The sequence below is a fragment of the Alteromonas macleodii genome (assembly GCF_903772925.1).
In the GTDB taxonomy this organism is placed as follows: Bacteria; Pseudomonadota; Gammaproteobacteria; order Enterobacterales; family Alteromonadaceae; genus Alteromonas; species Alteromonas macleodii_A.
The window spans coordinates 4,620,975-4,639,980 of sequence record NZ_LR812090.1 but is presented as its reverse complement, the minus strand read 5'-3'; the positions used below and the strand labels follow the sequence as shown (position 1 = coordinate 4,639,980).

17 protein-coding genes are annotated in these 19,006 nt (G+C 43.8%); 9 read left to right on the top strand and 8 right to left on the bottom strand.

The features are described from left to right. The first annotated feature begins 225 nt into the window (after positions 1–225). Positions 226–867, top strand: a complete 642-nt coding sequence (locus PCAR9_RS19880) for a YiaD family glycine zipper/OmpA-like lipoprotein (protein WP_179985088.1) — start codon at positions 226–228, stop codon at positions 865–867. A 37-nt stretch (positions 868–904) separates the two neighbouring features. Here the strand turns inward: PCAR9_RS19880 and PCAR9_RS19875 are convergent, their stop codons facing one another. The 4 genes from PCAR9_RS19875 to PCAR9_RS19860 form a co-directional block, all read right to left on the bottom strand. Then, positions 905–1,396: a nuclear transport factor 2 family protein gene (locus PCAR9_RS19875; RefSeq protein ID WP_179985087.1), complete on the bottom strand. Its 492-nt coding sequence runs from the start codon at positions 1,394–1,396 to the stop codon at positions 905–907. Between the two features lie 373 nt (positions 1,397–1,769). Beyond that, on the bottom strand, positions 1,770–2,771 hold the full coding sequence (locus tag PCAR9_RS19870) for a LacI family DNA-binding transcriptional regulator (protein ID WP_179985086.1): 1,002 nt from the start codon (positions 2,769–2,771) through the stop codon (positions 1,770–1,772). Between the two features lie 45 nt (positions 2,772–2,816). After that, on the bottom strand, positions 2,817–4,367 hold the full coding sequence (locus tag PCAR9_RS19865; protein WP_179985085.1) for an MFS transporter: 1,551 nt from the start codon (positions 4,365–4,367) through the stop codon (positions 2,817–2,819). A gap of 17 nt (positions 4,368–4,384) precedes the next feature. Continuing rightward, complete coding sequence (locus PCAR9_RS19860; protein ID WP_179985084.1) at positions 4,385–5,722, bottom strand: GH1 family beta-glucosidase; 1,338 nt, start codon at positions 5,720–5,722, stop codon at positions 4,385–4,387. A gap of 441 nt (positions 5,723–6,163) precedes the next feature. Between PCAR9_RS19860 and PCAR9_RS19855 the strand changes: the two genes are divergently transcribed. The 5 genes from PCAR9_RS19855 to PCAR9_RS19835 all read left to right on the top strand — a co-directional run bounded on the left by PCAR9_RS19855 (position 6,164) and on the right by PCAR9_RS19835 (position 14,395). Next, the gene (locus tag PCAR9_RS19855; protein ID WP_420000785.1) at positions 6,164–9,175 is read left to right on the top strand and encodes a TonB-dependent receptor; all 3,012 of its coding nucleotides are present in this window, start codon (positions 6,164–6,166) and stop codon (positions 9,173–9,175) included. Positions 9,176–9,317: 142 nt separating this feature from the next. Then, on the top strand, positions 9,318–11,009 hold the full coding sequence (locus tag PCAR9_RS19850) for a tryptophan halogenase family protein (protein ID WP_179985082.1): 1,692 nt from the start codon (positions 9,318–9,320) through the stop codon (positions 11,007–11,009). Beyond that, positions 10,987–12,492 (top strand): tryptophan halogenase family protein, encoded by a 1,506-nt coding sequence (locus tag PCAR9_RS19845; protein ID WP_179985081.1) that lies wholly within the window; start codon positions 10,987–10,989, stop codon positions 12,490–12,492. The genes PCAR9_RS19850 and PCAR9_RS19845 overlap by 23 nt, the downstream gene beginning before the upstream one ends. 294 nt (positions 12,493–12,786) lie before the next feature. Further along, positions 12,787–14,124, top strand: a complete 1,338-nt coding sequence (locus tag PCAR9_RS19840; RefSeq protein WP_179985297.1) for a HipA domain-containing protein — start codon at positions 12,787–12,789, stop codon at positions 14,122–14,124. Further along, a complete protein-coding gene (locus tag PCAR9_RS19835; protein WP_232091261.1) occupies positions 14,114–14,395 on the top strand; it encodes a helix-turn-helix transcriptional regulator in 282 nt (93 codons plus the stop codon). Before PCAR9_RS19840 ends, PCAR9_RS19835 begins: the two co-directional genes overlap by 11 nt. A gap of 97 nt (positions 14,396–14,492) precedes the next feature. Here PCAR9_RS19835 and PCAR9_RS19830 read toward each other — a convergent pair whose 3' ends face one another. Next, entirely contained in the window at positions 14,493–15,356 is an 864-nt protein-coding gene (locus PCAR9_RS19830) for a YicC/YloC family endoribonuclease (RefSeq protein WP_025257194.1), read from the bottom strand. Between the two features lie 301 nt (positions 15,357–15,657). On the opposite strand from PCAR9_RS19830, the gene rph reads away from it, so the two are divergent. Genes rph through tusA form a run of 3 tightly spaced genes read left to right on the top strand, consistent with a single transcriptional unit; the run spans position 15,658 to position 17,320 of the window. After that, positions 15,658–16,371, top strand: coding sequence for a ribonuclease PH (gene rph, locus PCAR9_RS19825; RefSeq protein ID WP_014951432.1), 714 nt, complete (start codon positions 15,658–15,660; stop codon positions 16,369–16,371). 57 nt (positions 16,372–16,428) lie between these two features. Then, positions 16,429–17,070 (top strand): orotate phosphoribosyltransferase, encoded by a 642-nt coding sequence (gene pyrE, locus PCAR9_RS19820; protein WP_179985080.1) that lies wholly within the window; start codon positions 16,429–16,431, stop codon positions 17,068–17,070. Continuing rightward, entirely contained in the window at positions 17,060–17,320 is a 261-nt protein-coding gene (tusA, locus tag PCAR9_RS19815; RefSeq protein ID WP_179985295.1) for a sulfurtransferase TusA, read from the top strand. Before pyrE ends, tusA begins: the two co-directional genes overlap by 11 nt. A 52-nt stretch (positions 17,321–17,372) precedes the next feature. On the opposite strand, the gene PCAR9_RS19810 is transcribed toward tusA, so the two are convergent. The 3 genes from PCAR9_RS19810 to PCAR9_RS19800 form a co-directional block, all read right to left on the bottom strand. Then, on the bottom strand, positions 17,373–18,176 hold the full coding sequence (locus PCAR9_RS19810) for a DUF1206 domain-containing protein (RefSeq protein ID WP_179985079.1): 804 nt from the start codon (positions 18,174–18,176) through the stop codon (positions 17,373–17,375). A gap of 116 nt (positions 18,177–18,292) precedes the next feature. Beyond that, positions 18,293–18,475: a hypothetical protein gene (locus PCAR9_RS19805; protein WP_232091260.1), complete on the bottom strand. Its 183-nt coding sequence runs from the start codon at positions 18,473–18,475 to the stop codon at positions 18,293–18,295. Positions 18,476–18,502: 27 nt separating this feature from the next. Beyond that, positions 18,503–18,964 (bottom strand): hypothetical protein, encoded by a 462-nt coding sequence (locus PCAR9_RS19800; protein ID WP_179985078.1) that lies wholly within the window; start codon positions 18,962–18,964, stop codon positions 18,503–18,505. Between the last annotated feature and the right edge of the window lie 42 nt (positions 18,965–19,006).

Here is a 19,006-nt window from a genome sequence, read left to right as displayed (position 1 = left end):
GACGTTTATCACTGATCTAACAGCAATAATTTTTTAATTTTAAAATATAGATAGTAGTATCAATACCCTGCTACCTATCTCGAAAATAATGAGTGGAACGCTAATTGCTAAACCTGAGTATAAGGTTAAGGAATTAATAAAAGTTTTTATACAAAGCCTATTGAGAGTGGCAATGGACATCTGGCACTTCTCAATGCTGGGCTTTTAATCGAAAAAGAGGAAGTTATGAAAAAGACTCTTGCTGTAAGTTTGATTGCTGCATCATTAACGGTGGCTGGTTGTGCAAATGACCCTAACAATACGCAAAAAGGCGCTGCAATCGGCGCTGTAGTAGGCGCACTGCTTGGTAAAGCTACCGGCGATAACGATAAAAGTCGCTATGCGTGGGGCGCTGCGGTAGGCGCTATCGCAGGTGGTGCAATTGGTAATTACATGGATAAACAGGAAGAAGAACTTCGAAGCGAACTTTCTGATACTGGTGTTCAAGTGGTACGTGAGGGCGATAATCTGCGATTAATCATGCCTGGAGATATTACATTTGCTACAGATAGCTCGAGCATTAGCCCTAACTTTAACCCAGTGCTTCAAGATGTTGCTAAAGTCGTAAACAACTACGAAAAAACCGTATTGATGATTAAAGGCCACACTGATGATACGGGGTCAGAGCAGTATAACCAGTCTTTATCTGAGCGTCGTGCAGGTGCAGTTAAAAACTTACTCATAAACTACTCAGTTAACCCCACACGTATTACCACTGTGGGCATGGGCGAATACTCGCCAAAAGTGCCTAACAACAGTGCGGCAAACCGTTCTATGAACCGTCGCGTTGAGATGGAAATTCAGCCGCTTACCCAATCTAATACCTAATGTCTAGTAGGTAAGCGAAAGCGCTAAAAGCCCCGTATTAAAGCGGGGCTTTTTCGTTGTTCATTGTTTTAATTTGTTCGGCAACGCTGTCAGCTATTGAGTTAGGAATGGGTATAGCTAGATGGTATTGTGCTAGCTTCCAATTCTCGCCAACTTTTATCAGAACACCAGTCCCCCTTGTTTCGCCTAAACTCTTATTGTCTAGCAACTCGTCGAACCAAGCTATATTGCGGTCTGGCGAAAAATAGATATGTCTATCTCTAGGGTAATACGTCCATCCCGTACCTTTATCGAAATGGGGTTTCGCATAGGCTTTAAACGTTTCTTTATCCCAAACTTCCGACGCGTCAGTACCAATGAATATGGCATTTTCGTGATACAAGCTGAAATACGCTTTAAAGTTAGCAACGGACGCATTGTGATGCAGCGCATCAAGGGTTCGATTTACAGTGGCCTCGGCAGTATTGGCACTGACCTTTGTTCCTACCCCTAAACAAAGCAATACCAAACCCAACAAAAAATGTTTCATGATTTTACCCCAAACTTTCCGCGTTATGCTGATAAATCTACCGTGCCTACATCGGAAGTAAACTTCTATTTTTCGATAACCTAACGCCTTAGGTGATTCATTTGTAGTTTAACTGAAAGATAAATGTAGCTTAGAGCTTAGCTTGTCTAATTAGCAGGCGTAAATGCGCTCTAGATCACAAAGGGAATTTATATAGGTCGGAGGCGTCCGATACTTATAAACGATGCTGACGTTTTGCCATGTTCCACATGGAACAGGCTCTATACGCTATTTTCCCATAACCATATGGGCTACAGTTCAGATTGGTTCCGCTTACAATATATAAATAGATTTTTCTTTGTACTTCTGCAGCAGTAGAGATTTACAAATTATCTTAGCCATCATACTTCATAGTAGATTCACGCAGTATAAGCGTGGGCTCGAAGCTCAGTTTAACGTCATTAGCTTGCCCATAAACTTTGTTTAGAATGTATTTTGCTGACATCTCGGCCATGTTAGCAACAGGGTTACTTACCGTCGTAAGTCGGGGAAATACATGATGTGCGAAAACGACGTCATCGAAACCAACAATTGATAGGTCGTGAGGAAGACTCATACCCAAATCTCGGGCGCAGCTTATTGCGCCTGACGCCATCCAATCGTTAGCACATACTAATGCGGTAAATGGTTGGTCGCGAGCCATAAGTTCCAATAACCCAAGCTTTCCGTCTTCCTCAGTATAATTGCCTTCAAAGACGAGTTCGGAGTTAACTAAAAGCCCAGCTTCAGACAGCGCACGATTGTGCCCTTCCAAACGCAGTTTGGCGTCTCGCTTTTCTATTGGACCTGATATATACGCAATGTTTTTATGGCCTAATTCGAGTAAATGGCGGGTGGCAAGATATCCCCCTTTTTCATTATCCAGCGTAGTGCACGCTTCAGAGAGACCCTCGACTTGCCTGTTAACTAAAGCAATAGGAAGTTTGGACTGATTAAGTTCTAATAAGTATTCATCTGACAGCGCCTCGGCGTGCATGATAAGTGCGTCGCAATTACGGCTTATTAAGAATTCGACCGCATCTTTTTCAGTTTCTAAGCAGTTTCGCCCTACAGTAATGATGACGTGCTTATCTGCAGCACGTAACGTTGATTCTACTGCCTGCATCAAGTCGCCAAAAAAAGGAGCGTTTAGTTCAGGTACAAGCACACCAATGCTGTCTGTTCGGCTATTAGCCAAAGAGCGGGCGACGGAATTTGGACGGTAGTTTAATTCTTCTACTGCTTTTTCCACCCGTTCTCGCAGCACCTTATTTACCGAGGCTTTTCCGTTTAAAACGCGGGATACGGTAGATAGAGAAACACCTGCGCGCTCGGCAACTTGGTAAATGGTAGGCACGTGTAAAAACCTCGTTTCTTAAATCAATCACTTAACGTGTTTGTATTATGCCGTTATAAGCGGTTGTTCGCTACGTCGAGTAAGCAAAGCTTTAGTGACTTCTCGCTGTTTCTCGTCATTTAAAGGGTACAAACAGATAAGAGCTGCTCCAGCGAAGCCGAATAACGCAGGTATCCAACTCATCAATGACTTCATACCAGGCAGAGATTGGTTGATAGTATTGACATCGAGCCCGTTGTAACCGTAGCTGCCCAGCACCAATAGTACTAAAGCACCTGCAAAGCCCCCCCCTGTCTTTTGGACAAAAGAGCCCGCTGAATAAACCAAACCTGTCGCTCTACGTCCGGTTTTATACTCACTATAGTCCGCGGAGTCGCCCAGCATAGAGAAAAATAAGGTAGGTAAAATAGCTGCAAAAAATTCGGCACTGCAGCCAAGAATGAATATTCCGATCACATTACCTTGCGGCACAAAGTAAATGCCGCAGGTTAGTAAGCTACTCGCTAAAAGCGCGACTATAAAAAGCTTCTTTCGTCCCATTATTGAAGATAACTTAGCCGTAGTTAGCGCACCAAAAATGGATACCACAAGTAGAGCAATGAAGAAGTACCCTGTGAGTAGCTCATTTCCCATATAATATTTAAAGTAATAAGCAATAACACCATATTTGATACCGTTAAACATCATGGTTAAAAAACCCATTCCCAACAGTATCAACCAAGGTTTGTTTGACAGTAAATCGATAATATCCTGCTGTGAGCGGGTGTTCATAGATTCTGGGCGACGAGTTAGCTGTTTAATTGCGATGGAGGTAAACACCATAACAGCAATAAAAATCACGCCAGTTAGCATATCGCGGAAATAGAAAAAGGCTGTTATCGCTGAAAGTGGAATCAAAATTAGTGGCAGCTGTTTAGCTAAATCAGAAAGTTCAGATGACAAAGGGCGAGAGCATTGAGATGATTTTTGTATGATCACACGCTCCTTTGTGGTGAATACGGTAATGCACATCAACGCAACCAACAAGGCAGCAAATAGCCACATCGTATACTGATAGCCAGTCGCATCGTTACCTTTTCCTAACCAATCTACTAGCATGGGCAAGCAGCCCATAACTACTAAACCACCTAAAAAAGCGCCAGCAAAGCGAAACCCAGATAGACTTGTTCGTTCCCTATCGTCGGTAGTCATTACACCCATTAGCGCTGAGTAAGGCACATTATTAACCGTATACGCCAGTGTAAGTCCGATGTAAGTAAGGTAGGCATAAACAAGCTTGCCAGCGTAAGAAAGCTCTGGAGTAGTAAAACAAAGGATCATAAAAAGGCCAAGAAATGGCGTTGAGCCAAGTATCCATGGCCTAAACTTCCCCATTTTGGTTTGTGTTCTGTCGGCAATCATCCCCATAATGATATCGGTAACGCCGTCTGAAAGACGAACCACGAGGAACAACATGGCCGCGGCAGCCGCAGTAATACCAAAGGTATCGGTATAGAATACTGCAAGGTAGGCAAGCGCGCCTCGCCAAACTAAGTTAGCAGCAGCATCGCCCATTCCATAACCTATTTTTTCTTTTATAGTCAGTTTATGGTCCATCGTTTTTTCCAATATCACTATGTTCGACTTGCTAGCAAAGTTTTGTAAGCATTTGCGCTAAGTTTTAGTGTGCGCTTCTGGGTCTCAAAATCAACGTAAACTAGGCCAAATCGTTTTTCATAACCTTCTGCCCATTCAAAGTTATCCATGAGGCTCCATGCGAAGTAACCGCTCACTTTCACTCCTTCTTTGACTGCCTTATGGACCATATTTAAATGCTCATGGTAGTATTTAACACGGTCGACATCGTTAACTTCGCCATCTATTAATTTATCTGCCATAGCAGCGCCGTTCTCAGTAATAAAAATAGGTGGCAGCGTGTACCGCTCATTCAATGACGTAAGTAAATCATAAAGTGCTTTTGGATAGATTTCCCACCCAATATCGGTTAGCGGCCCTTGGTGAGGATGTTCGAAAAATAATGCGTTTTTTTCCTTCGGCGCTGAATAGTGTAAACGCGTGTAGAAGTTAACACCTAAGAAGTCGATAGGCTGGCAAATAATATCCAAATCCCCTGCTTCTATCGGTGGTCTGTCTGCTTCGTCTAGCTCAAATAAGACTTCAGGATAGCTTCCCTCCATTACTGGCTGTATATACCACTGATTGATATATTCATCAGCTTTGCGGGTGGCTAATAAGTCTTCTGATTTCTGTGTGGCGGGGTAGCATGGCGTGAAATTCAATACTATACCGGCTTCACTGTTTGGAACGTTTTCTCGAAGTGTTTTTATACCTAAACCATGAGCTAGCAAAATGTGGTGAGCTGCAGTGCGTCCATTCTTCGTTCCCGTCCTGCCCGGCGCATGTACGCCAATTTCATATCCGAGATAAGCACTGCAAAATGGTTCATTGAAGGTGGCGTAAGAAAAAACGTTTTCACCAAGAGCACGGGAAATTTTATCCACATAGTTTTGGAATTCATAAGCCGTTTGTCTGTATAGCCATCCGCCTTTGTCTTCTAAATATTGCGGCAGATCCCAATGATAAAGTGTTACGAATGGCTTAATGCCCTTGTCGTTTAGGGCATCGATTAATGTTTTGTAGAAGGCTACGCCTCTAGGATTTAACTCACCGTTTTGCGTCATGACTCGAGGCCAAGAAATAGAGAAGCGGTAAGCGTCTACATTAAGGTCTAACAGAATCTCGAAATCTTCTCTCCAACGCGCAATGTGCTCGCAGGCCACATCGCCATTTGAATGATCGGCAATTGAAGAAGGACGCTCGCAAAATCTATCCCATATACACTCTAGGCGATTTTCTACATCACCTTCAATTTGGAAGCTTGAGGTAGCGGTTCCATAAAGAAATGATTGCTTTAACAAAGGACTGTCTGCGGGCAGAGAAATACTATGCATAATAGATAACCTCTTTTCTTCCTGCGCAAAGACCATATTGCGCAGTAAAGCAGTATGATAAATTTTTAATAGAGGTGAGTTATAGCACAAATAAAAAACAATTAGAAAGCGCTTTCTCAATCTAATGTCATTTTTAAGTTAACAGATCTAGGGGTGGTCAATTATCTGACATAAATAAAAAATAGTGATTCAAAATTGATCTTTTATATTATCTTTATGAATTTAATATCTTTTTTACTTTAACTTTATTGTTCATTAGTTTAGAAAAGTACACTCCCTGTGAAATTATTGTAAAAAATGTGTTGATCTAATTCATTTGTTGAATTAATGTTCGGAAAGCGCTTTCTTATCGAGGTTTTTTGGTCCAGTTTTTGAGAAAGCCCTTTCTGAGGCGCTAAAGGTTCAAACACACTTATATAACAGATGAAAGAGAGAGCGATCGTGACACACAAAACACCACACAAAAGTAAAATCGCAACAAGCTTGTCGTTAATACTGGGAACCGCATTAAGCAGTGGCGTTGTGTCACCGGTCGCCGCACAAGATTCGGACAGCGATATTGAAGTGATTCAGGTATCCGGTATCAGAAGCAGTGTTCAAGAGTCGATGGGAATAAAGCGTGACTCGTCGGGCGTTGTCGATGCCATTTCAGCGGAAGACATCGGAAAGTTTCCAGATACGAACTTAGCTGAATCCCTTCAGCGGATAACAGGTATCTCAATCAGTCGAAATAATGGTGAAGGTAGCCAAGTCACTGCCCGTGGTTTTGGACCTGATTTTAACATGGTCACCTTAAACGGTAGGACCATGCCAGGCTCTGCTTTACCTGGAGGCGGCGGGACGCCAAATTCTCGTGCGTTCGATTTTTCTGACCTTGCTTCTGAAAGTGTGCGGGCAGTGGAGGTGTATAAAACGGGCAGAGCGAGCATTGCCACGGGAGGTATAGGTGCAACGGTTAACATTCGAACTGCTCGCCCATTTGATGCAGCAGACAACGGTATAACTGCTAGTGTTGGTGCTAAAGCCTTGCACGATACAACAAATCGCGTGGGTGATGATGTTACGCCAGAACTGTCAGGATTTATTAATTATCTTAATGACGATAATACATTTGGCGTCACATTTACGGGCTCTTTCCAGCAGCGCGACAGTGCAGCACAAGGTGCATTTGTTAATCAATGGAGAGTAAACCCTTTCGATGGAACTGTTCCTCAATCTCCAGACCCAGCGAACCCAGACAGCGGTGACCCTGTTGTATTAAATAATGCGCCAGCTATGGGACAACTGTTTGCTATTCCTTCTGACCTTCGTTACTACATGGCAGACCGAGAGCGTGAGAGAACCAATGCACAGCTAACGTTCCAATTTGCGCCCTCAGAAAAAATGACGGCTACGCTTGATTATACTTATTCGAAACAAGATCTTTATGAAGCACGTGCTGAACAGTCAATTTGGATGGACGATAGGTATTTCGCTGAGCTAACTTTCGATGATGAAGCAGTTAAAACACCAATATTAATTTCACAAGAGCGCCGTGATTTGCTTCCTCGCGATTTAGGCCTAGCGCTACAAGAACTTAACCAAGTAAACGAAAATAAATCGATTGGCCTAAACCTTGAGTACTTCGTTAACGATGACTTTACGCTGGTTTTTGACCTTCATAACTCGTCAGCTGAAGGCCGCCCAGATGCCCCTTATGGGACGTGGACAAACTTAGGGCTAGGTGCAAATGTGGTTAAAGGGCAAGGCGTCGACTTTAGCGGCGATTTCCCTGTTATGTTTGTTGATTTTGACGATGCCGCGCGGGACAACTTGAACGGTAACGGCGTGTTAGATCAAGATGATGTGGGCACGTCAATTTTGGATATGAACTTTTCATCGCAAGATACTGAAATTACTCAAGCCCGTCTTGATGGGTCTTATACGATGGACACAGGAGGCATTAACTTTGGTATAGAGTCGCGTTCTATGGAAAGTACATCGCTTCAGTCACTAACGCGCCACACCATGGGTAATTGGGGTATAGAAAACCCTGGTGAATTGCCTTCAGGCTCGCTAACTCCGCTCGATTTAGCAAGCGAATTTGATGACTTCAATACCGATGGTATGTTTTCTCAAGGTTTTACTGGGAGCGTGGCTGAGATTGGTGCATTTGCAGCGCAGCAGTATGGTTTTGACTTAGTTGCTAACAACCCGTTTGCTACCAACAGAACTATTGAAGAAGATATTACCGCCGTTTACTTCGAGCTAGACTTATCGGGCGAATTAAACGGAATGGAATATAACCTTCTGACCGGTGTACGCTACGAAAATACCGATGTTACTTCAATTGCAAATATTAGTTTGCCCAGCGGTATAGCATGGGAAGGAAATAACGATTTCAATGTACGCTTCGGTAGTGAAATGGAAGACGTTGAAGTGGAAGCCAGCTATGACCATGTGCTTCCTGCGTTAGACTTCGATATTGAAATTATTGAAAATGTGATTGCTCGATTCTCTTACAGCAAAACAATTGCGCGCCCTACCTATAACAATCTAAGTGCTGCTGCGTCAGTGTCGCCGCAAAGTGGACCTACCCTGCTTACCGATAGTATTACTGCAACGGCGAGTTCTGGTAACCCATCTTTGATACCGCTTGAGTCTGATAATTTAGACCTATCTGTTGAGTACTATTTCGATGAAACAAGCTATGTGTCGGTGGGCTTTTACGACAAGCGGGTGAAAAATTTCATAGGTAATGAACAAGTTGAAGAGAACGTATTCGGCCTAAGAGATGTGACAAATGGCCCTCGCGCAGAAGCTGCGCGTGCAGAGTTAGAAGCCCGTGGAATACCGGTAAACGATACATCTCTCTTTAATATGGTTGCTGCCATAGAAAACGGTATTGAATATGACTCATTGACCGATGAACAATTTGAGCAGCAGTTCGATATTCTACCGAACAGCGACGACCCTCTCATCACTTTTATCAACTCAAAGCCAGTGAACAACAAAGCCGCAAATATCTATGGCTTTGAAGTAGCTGCGCAACACTTCTTTGGCGACAGTGGTTTTGGTGTGTTAGCGAACTACACGTCTGTTAAAGGTGATATCGGGTTTGACAATGAAGCGGCACCCTCAATTACTCAGTTCGCGCTAGTGGGATTAAGCGACACTGCAAACCTAGTATTCATGTACGAGAAAGACGCGCTTCAAGCTCGTATTGCATACAACTGGCGTGACAAGTTCTTAGACACTACGTCTCAGTATATTAATGAGCCGGGCTATACCGAAGCTTATTCACAAATTGATTTGAGTATCTCATACGATATAACCGAAGATTTAACAGTGGCCTTCGAAGGTATCAATATTACTGAAGAAAATATTCGTCGCCATGGACGCACCAGTGCAATGCTTTGGAACTTGGATGAGTTTGGCGCAAGGTATGCACTAAGTGCTAGATATACATTCTAAAAATTGGGGTGTGTTTGCCCGCTATAGCGCTTAGGGTTGCGCTTTAGCGGGCTTTTTTGTCATAGTGCTGTTTGAATAGTATACAAAAAGCTTCGACACGTGAGAGAAACAGAGCTTTTCAAGATAGCGTGGTTATCGTTTTATGAGTAATTCACAAAACCAATGCGGCCTACATCGGGTCGTCATTGTTGGAGGTGGTACTGCAGGGTGGCTTGCTGCTGGCGTTCTTGCAGCGAAGCTTAGCGAAAAACACTCGGTTACCCTTATTGAATCTCCTACGGTGTCATCCATTGGCGTTGGTGAAGGTTCATGGCCGTCACTTCGCGATACTCTTCTGGATATTGGCATTAATGAATCTGAATTTTTAACCCTATGCCAAGGTGCTTTCAAGCAAGGCTCTAGCTTTGTTAATTGGCGTAAAGGCGGGCACCACTATCATCATCCATTTACTATTCCAACGGGCTACAACGAACTTAATATTCATGCTTGTTGGCAAGCTTTTGCGCCTGACATACCATACGAAGACGCCTTTTCTCTACAATCGACAATGTGTGCAGCAGGCAAGGCGCCAAAGCAAATTGCTACGCCCGACTATGCTCATGTGCTTAATTACGGTTACCACTTTGACGCCACAAAGCTCGTTGATTTATTGAAAAAGCACTGTGTAAACAAGCTGAGCGTTGAACACGTTATAGGCCATATTGCCTCAGTCACTTCACATCCAAATGGCTACATTGAAAAAGTAGTAACAGAATGTGGACAGGAGGTGTTTGGCGATTTGTTTATCGATTGTTCCGGTAACAACGGTTTGCTTATTGATAAACATTTTGATGTTCCGTGGGTACCCGTTAAGTGCGTCATGCTTAACGATAGAGCCATAGCCTTGCAAGTGCCTTACGCAGACAATGATAACGAAATAAAAAGTACCACTGTGGCTACTGCACAAACCTGTGGGTGGACGTGGGATATTTCATTGCAGCACCGGCGAGGTACTGGCCTGGTTTATTCTTCCCAATTCACAAGTGAAGAGCAGGCAAAGCAGGCCCTTATTGACTATGTTTGTGAACGTTATTCTGGTGCAAATGAGCATGAACTTGCCTTTCGCACACTTTCTTTTGAGCCGGGCTACAGGTCACAGTTTTGGGTAAAAAACTGTTTGAGCTTAGGTATGTCTTCGGGGTTTGTTGAACCGCTTGAAGCATCAGCCATTGCCATGGTCGAGCTTGGCTTACGTATGCTCTGTGAGGCGTTTCCGCATAATAAAGAGCACATGGAAATAGTCAGTAAGCGCTATAACACGCGCTTTGCATATCGCTGGCAGCGAGTTATCGACTTTTTGAAGCTACATTATGTTCTTAGTGATAGAGAAGAGCCTTATTGGGTAGCACAGAGAAGTGATGCTTCAATTCCTGAGTCACTCGCTGAGCTGCTTAAACTGTGGAAGTATCAAAGCCCTTCACGCTTAGATCTTATCGAGAACGAAGAAATTTTTCCTTCTGCTAGCTACCAATATGTTTTGTACGGGATGGGCTTTACTACGTTAGGGCCGCCACTACGTTTAAACGAAAAAGATAAGCGTAAAGCCCTGCAAATTAGTGAAACGTTACAAAAGACTAAAAATACCTATTTGCAGGGGCTGCCAACTAATAATGCGCTGCTCAAAGATATCGCAAATCGCTATTACAATGAGCAGAAACACCTTCACTCTTATACTCTACGTCAGGACTATGGCAACGCTTGCGCTTCAAGTGAAGGTGATCGCGCTACAAATTTAAACAACAATACCTCTTCATATAAAAAGGACACCTCATATGGCCGTATCGGGTTTAGATAGCAGTAACAATCAAACGCCCGTTAAGAACGTTGTTATTGCAGGTGGCGGCACTGCAGGATGGATGGCGGCCACAGCGCTGTCACGGCTTTTGGGTAAGTCAATAAACGTTACGTTAGTCGAGTCGAAAGATATTGGTATTGTAGGTGTGGGCGAGGCGACTATTCCGCCTATTAGAACATTTCACAAGTTGCTTGGCATCGACGAAAAAGCATTTATGCGTGCCACACAAGCCACGTTCAAACTGGGTATTGAGTTTGAAAACTGGCGCGAACAGGGTCACAGCTATATTCATTCTTTTGGTATAACCGGAAGAGAGTGTTGGGCTGGCGAGTTTCACCATTTTTGGCTGAGGGCTAAAGAATACGGATTTGGTGGTGAATTTGGTGATTATTGCCCGGAACTTATTGCCGCTAAACAGAGCAAGTTCGCCACATCAGAAGCCATGTCGCTTAACTTTGCCTATCACTTTGATGCCGTTGCCTACGGTCGATTTTTAAAATCGTTAGCGTGCGAAGCTGGGGTGACGCACAAGGAAGGAGATATAGAAAAGGTCGATGTTTGCCCGCAATCAGGCAACATCCAGTCCCTACAATTAGCAAGCGGTGAAGTGGTAAGCGGTGACTTCTTTATAGACTGTACAGGCTTTAAAGGCCTGCTTATTGAACAAGCTCTTCATACTGGATACGACGATTGGCAGCACTATTTATTTTGCGATAAAGCAGTAGCCATGCAAACAGAGCTTACTGCTCCACCTGTGCCATACACCAAAAGCGTGGCACACAGGGCGGGCTGGCGTTGGCAGATTCCACTTCAAGAGCGCATGGGCAATGGATTGGTATTTTGTAGCCGCTTTATGAGCGAAGAGGACGCCATTAATACACTTAAATCGCAGGTAACAGGCGCACCAATTAATGAACCTAGAGTCATTCGTTTTACGCCTGGTAAACGCAGGCGAGGCTGGAATAAAAACTGCGTAGCGCTAGGGCTATCCAGTGGCTTTATTGAGCCACTAGAGTCGACCAGCATCCATCTAATCATGACCGGCCTTATACGCTTAATGCGCCTATTCCCTTTTGATGGCATCACCCAAAGCGCAATCGATGAATACAACAACAAGTTTGATAGCGAAATGTCGGCCATACTCGACTTCATTGTTATGCATTATAAGGTTACACATCGCGAGGACAGCCCTTTTTGGCAGCAATGCCAACGCATGGAGATTCCGCCGTCACTTAAACATAAATTGGCTTTATTTGCCGAAACTGGCCGCGTGTTTTTGGATGACGGAGATATTTTTCGTGTTGATTCCTGGACTCAAGTATTAATGGGCCAGGGCATGACACCAAGCCAGTACCATCGTGTTGCCGATGAAATGAGTGAACAGTCACTTAAGCAGTTTATGGCAGGGTTAAAGCAGCAGGTGGATAACCACGTAGCTAAACTTCCCACGCACGAGGCCTTCTTAACACAGTATTTGAAATGAACTATTAGAAGCGTTAGTTGTTAATAACAAATAGTGCGTTAACGGTGAGCCGAGCAGCTCCTAACTAAAGAGTTACCAAACATACTGCATCAGCACCATACCCACATAGAAGTCTGGGCTTAGTGCTATCTAAATTGGGAAAAACGCAAACAAAGTACTGACAAAGATAATCCATTTTATAGTTGGCGGTAGTTTGTTACTGGAAATGATTGTTGCTTTACATTGAAACGGTAGATTTCTACCGAAGCTGTGCTAATATTTTATACTAAACGGTAATAAACTACTGGATAGATGATGCAAACAGTCACACTGCAATTATTTAATCAAGGCCAATGGTGGGATGCTGCTACTTTGTGTTTTTCTGATGAGCGGATCAATGCAAGTTGTTCGCTGTATTATGAGCATGAATATATTGCTAAGGTCGCAAGCTATGAGCTTAAAGATTGCTGGGCATGTTCCGTCAATGCGCCTATTAGCATTGTTCCTAAAGACTACCCTCATTGGCCAGCTCTATTAGATGATATTTTGCCGGTGGGTAAGTCTCGAGATTGGTGGCTCAGTTATCTTAATGTCAGTCGCTCAGACGAGTTTCAACAAAATTACGCACTGTTGACTAATGCTTGTATGTCGCCCGTTGGTAACTTAAGAATAAAAGAAGCCGTACCGACAGAAGCTAATATCGACTCTCGCCGTTTTCCAATTGAGAACGTGATTTCATTACAATATGACTTTTTAGAGTATGCTAATGAACAAGGCGCCGCAGTAGGAGGGGCGACAGGAGCTGGTGGTGTTGCACCAAAACTGCTACTCATGCTTGAAGATGATAATGTTTTCATTGATGGGGACTTTGCAGGTAAGCCGTTGACCGCCACACCTTATTTAACCAAGTTTGCTAGAAATAGACGCTCAACTCGAGATAACAACATCTTAAAAGCTGAGGGCGTTTTTTATAAGGCACTTTCGGAGATTCTGAAGGGGACCAATGTTTCCACCATCGATGTTGAAAAGCTAAAAATATTAGAAGATAAACAAAGTGGCCAAGCTAGTTTATGGCTACCTCGCTTTGACGTCCGCATAGAAAGTGGTGTGGCTAGTCGTATTGGATTGGAAAGTATTTATTCAATCATTAATGCCGAGCCTGGCAGCTATCAAGATCATTTTGATGTGATGGAGACGGTGTGGCGAAGAATAAATTCTGCAACTCAAATGACGAAAAACGAATTTGCTAAGCAATATGTTGTTAGAGATTTTTTAAATATTGTCTTCGGTAACTCAGACAATCACGGCCGCAACATTTCATTTTTAAAATATGACGGCGATATTTGTTTTGCACCCATCTATGATTTTGCTCCTATGAAAGCCGATGAAGAAGGGGTAACCCGTTTATTTAAGTGGGGGCGAAGTTGCGAAGTAGGTGGGCACGTTAATTTTTTAATCATTGCAGAGCAGCTTTCAGATTATTGTGAGCCTTATGAAATAATTTTATTTTTGCGGCAACTGGCAGAAAAACTAATCGACTTGCCTGAGAGGTTGAAAAGATTGCACTGCCCAGATGAGATATTGAATTTTCCGGCGATTGGTTTTAGTAACACTAAAACTAAGTTAGTAGCAATGGGAGTCTATGATGGTTAGGTTGACGGGTGAACAACGAAAAGAAACTTTAGCTCAGCTTGAAGATGATCTTGCAAACAATATTATCGGCATAGGCGAACTAGTAAAGCAAGTTCGTACCCAACTTTATGGCATGACCCAAACACAGTACGCGAAATTTATTAAGGTGTCTGATAAAACATTGCGCGATATCGAGAAAGGGAATACCGATCCTCGCGTCTCGGTACTAAATAAAATTTTAGCGCCTGGTGGTTTTCAACTTTCTGTTCGATCAGTTCGCCGCGATATATAAAAATATCTTTGAGGTGCATCAAGCCATGGGGCTTCATAAAAATAAAAAAGCCCAGTATGGCTGGGCTTTAGCGGAGGCTTTTGGACTCCAACGGATATTATTCAATATTCTGAATTTGCTCGCGCATCTGCTCAATCAGTACTTTAAGTTCAACGGCTGACTGTGTGATGTCGGTGCTGATAGACTTTGAACCTAACGTGTTCGATTCGCGGTTAAACTCCTGCATCATGAAATCTAAACGGCGGCCCACTGCCCCGCCCTTCTTAAGGATATTGCGGGTTTCCTTAACGTGAGCATTCAGACGATCTAACTCTTCCGCCACATCTACTTTTTGCGCCAGCATGATCATTTCTTGTTCAAAGCGGCCTGCATCAAGCTCTACCTTTGCCTCTTCAAAGCGGGTTTGCACTTTTTCTCGCTGCCACACCATGATTTCAGGCATACGTGCGGCCACTTTTTCAGCTTCCACTTCAATGGCGTCTAGGCGCTGCGTGATCATACCTTTAAGGGCTTCCCCTTCTGTAGCGCGAGCACTGATAAAGTCGTTTAACGCTTGATCGAACGCTGCCATTACGTCACCGTGGATGGTATCCATATCGGCTTCTTCCGCTGCAATTACCCCAGGCCAGCGCAAAACGTCTAGTGGGTTTACACCCGTAGACTGACCATGTGACTGCACCCAGTCGGCAGCGTGAAGCACTTGTTTAGCCAGTTCTTCGTTTAGACTTAACTTGGTTACAGCAGCATCGTTAGCAGTAAAGCGAAGTGCACATTCAACTTTGCCTCGCGCTAGCTTTTTGCGGAATCGTTCACGTAAAACTGGCTCTAATGAACGAAACTGTTCCGGCAAGCGAAAATAGGTTTCTAAAAAGCGTTGGTTGACCGAGCGTATTTCCCATACGGCTGAGCCCCACTCTTTTTTGGTTTCTACGCGTGCAAACGCTGTCATGCTGTAAATCATAAATATCCTTTAAATTTAACTGAAAGCCTGCAAAAACAACCCGAACGTCGTGTTGTATACGTGAATATCTACAGCAGGTTTTCTTGTATTTTGTATATTAGCGCACATTTACGTAATTCAATAAGCAAACATGTAAAGTTCGTTTTTAACGGCCGCGGGTATTGCGTTATACTTAGGCGCAATTTCGTAGCTACATCGAATTTATAGGTTTTGACCGCGAATTGGGCTTTCTATTCACATATCGCCAATAAAACCTGTAAAACGCTACCCTTTTTTAAGCACTTACGTTGTGGAGAACACTATGCGTCCAAGCGGCAGAACCGCCAGTCAAATTCGCCCTGTTACAATTACTCGCCAATACACTTGTCACGCAGAAGGCTCTGTTCTTGTAGAGTTTGGTAACACTAAGGTGTTGTGTAATGCGACGGTAGAAGAAGGTGTGCCACGCTTTATGAAGGGCCAAGGGAAAGGCTGGATTACAGCTGAGTACAGCATGCTTCCACGTGCTACTCATACGCGAAGCGGCCGTGAAGCGGCGCGCGGTAAACAAGGCGGCCGCACGTTAGAGATCCAGCGTCTAATTGCGCGTTCACTACGCGCAGCGGTAGATTTAAAACTTCTGGGCGAAAACACCATTACGTTAGACTGCGACGTTATTCAGGCCGACGGCGGTACGCGTACAGCGTCAATTACCGGTGCGTGTGTAGCTCTTGTTGATGCACTTACTTACATGCGTGCAAAAGGCATTATCAAAACTAACCCGCTTAAACATATGATTGCCGCCCTTTCAGTAGGTATTTACGAAGGTACGCCAATCGCTGACCTTGAGTACACCGAAGACTCTGAGGCAGAGACAGATATGAACATCGTAATGACCGAAACCGGCAAGCTGATTGAAGTTCAAGGTACTGCAGAGGGCGAACCGTTCTCGTTTGAAGAGCTTGACGAGATGCTGAAAATTGGTAAGCACGGTTTACGTGAATTGTTCGACATTCAAAAAGCGGCGCTAGCGTAAGCGAGTCATCGACACGTAGTTAGAACCAACGCGTAAATTAGAAATTAAGAGGTCATCATGAAAGCGTTTCAGCGTGATTTTATTGAGTTTGCCATTGAACGTGGCGTACTGAAATTTGGCGAATTCACTTTAAAGTCAGGCCGCGTTAGCCCGTACTTTTTCAATGCCGGTTTGTTTAATCGCGGCGGCGATTTGGCCAAGCTAGGGCGTTTTTACGCTGATGCGCTAATGGATGCAGGTGTCGAGTTCGATGTACTGTTTGGTCCAGCGTATAAAGGCATTCCTATTGCGACGACTACCGCCGTGGCACTGGCCGATAGCCACAAGCTTGATGTCCCTTATTGCTTCAACCGTAAAGAAGCGAAGACCCACGGTGAAGGCGGCAATTTGGTAGGCAGTCCGCTTGAAGGCAAGGTTATGCTGGTGGATGACGTAATCACCGCGGGTACCGCTATTCGTGAATCGATGACATTAATTGAACAGCAGCAGGCAAGTTTGTCTGGCGTATTGATCGCATTAGACAGACAAGAGCGCGGTAATGGTGAACTGTCAGCTATTCAAGAAGTAGAGCGTGATTTTGGCACTCAGGTGATTTCTATCGTATCGCTAGCCGATGTGGTGGCTTATCTGATTGAGAAAGGCGGTTTTGATAATGAAATCAATGCCATTAACGCCTACCGTCAAAACTATGGCATCTGATTTTGATAGCGCCTTTAGCGCAGCAAGTCAGCATCTAGACGCACTAGGCTTACGTTGCCCGGAGCCGGTGATGATGGTGCGTTTAAATATTCGTAAGCTGGCCGATGGGGAAACCTTATCGGTCACGGCTGACGACCCATCAACGGCAAGAGATATTCCTAGCTTTTGCCGTTTTATGGATCATACATTGATAGCGTCTCAAACAGAGACTTTGCCTTACCAATATGTTATTAAAAAAGGGCGAGCTTAAGCGCCCTTTTATCATTCAAATTTAAGCTCTTAGCACCTTCCATTTAAATTTCCTACTCTACCTTTCTGTATTTCGCCTCCAGCGCACAATAAAGGCCGAACATAACAAAGCCTGCGCCTACTGCACCAATTAGATAAGGGCCGAAGGGTTGCATCATTAAGGTTTCTAGTGCTTTTTGTAATCCACCTGCTTGCGATGGGTTACTTAATATGGCGGCAAGGATAAAAAATCCACCTACTAAGGAATAAACGACTCCTCGTGCGGTATACCCCAGGCGACCAGTTACTTTCACACTCTTTCTAATGCGCTGATTTAAAGCGTTTAGTGAAAACTTCTTTAAAAAGTCTGCTGTGTAAGCATGTTTGAACTGCACAATGGCAAATATGATGATGCAAAGTCCGATTGCGGCTACAAGCAACAGCCCCCATTCGTATTGCATTAGAAATTCACTCACCTTCTTTCCACTACCTTGCGATGAAGAATCACTTTGTACTTCTAATAAGGTTTTACCCCCCGCGTAAGCAGCAACAAAATAGAACGCGCCTGATATAAAGAAGAACAGCTTATTTATAATGTGAATGAACCAACTGTCATCATCTGATTTTTCAGTAATGAAAATCTGCAGCCAACGCCAGCAGGCATAGCATGCTAAGCCAAGAACAAGAATGCCTAATAAGATCTGTCCGAGTGGTTGTTCTTTAAGTGTAAGAAAGACATTGGACTGAGAGGCTTTTTCACGGTTAAGCGCAGTAAATACAGATGTAAGAATGAAGACACCAAGCATAACGTACATGACGGTTTTGGCGCTATATCCCGCTCTAGCGGTTATCTCTTTCCATTTAGACGAAGGTTCCACGGTATCCTCTCATAGCTTAATTGCAAAATAAAAACGTTTGAGTTATTTATCCTGTATCAAGTTATGTTCCGTTTTGCTCCTGTCTGTATTATACGCTTGCGAGCTAGCGTTTCAGGTTAACGTTCTGAACTGTCTGCAACGGCTTTTAGCAGCAAGTTTTGAAGCGTACGTTTGCTGTGAGCACAATGGCAGTGAACATCTGTCATATGTAGAACTTCACCTTTAAGCATTTTTTGAAGTACAGATGCTCTCACACTTAAAGAGACAAAGCCGTCTTCATTTGGGATTTGTTTCGACATCATCATTTGCTCCTTCAACTGTTTGATTTAATGCAGAGCTGCAGAAGCAAGCTGTCTGCTAATTTGAGGTTCGTAGGTTTGCTCAAGCGTGTGCTGAATGGCGGATATAAGCCGGCATACAGACGGGTTAGTGGCATGCAAAGGCAATATGGCAATTAGCTGCTGTTGGCACTCCTGCAAAATTGCGTGAGATTCTTGTCTTTTGTGCTCTTGAGCAAGTAAAGATGATAAGTACATGCCCATAGTGCCGAACGCGAGTATATCTTCTTGCACCGCGTTTACTTTTTGAGAGGATATGGGCTGCAGCGCGTTAAGAATGGCCTTCGCGGCTTCAAAAGTTTGATAACCCAACTCTCTGGCATAATCTAATTCACCCTGTTGATGGGCTTTCTGCGTTTGTGCCTGCATTGCTAAGCGATGCTCTCGCGCGCTTGAAGGGTTTAGCTGTAGCCACTTTCTGTAAACTGGGCATAAACGTTGAACATTCATATAAGCACCTCCTGTTTTATATTACATTAGTGCAAATAAGAA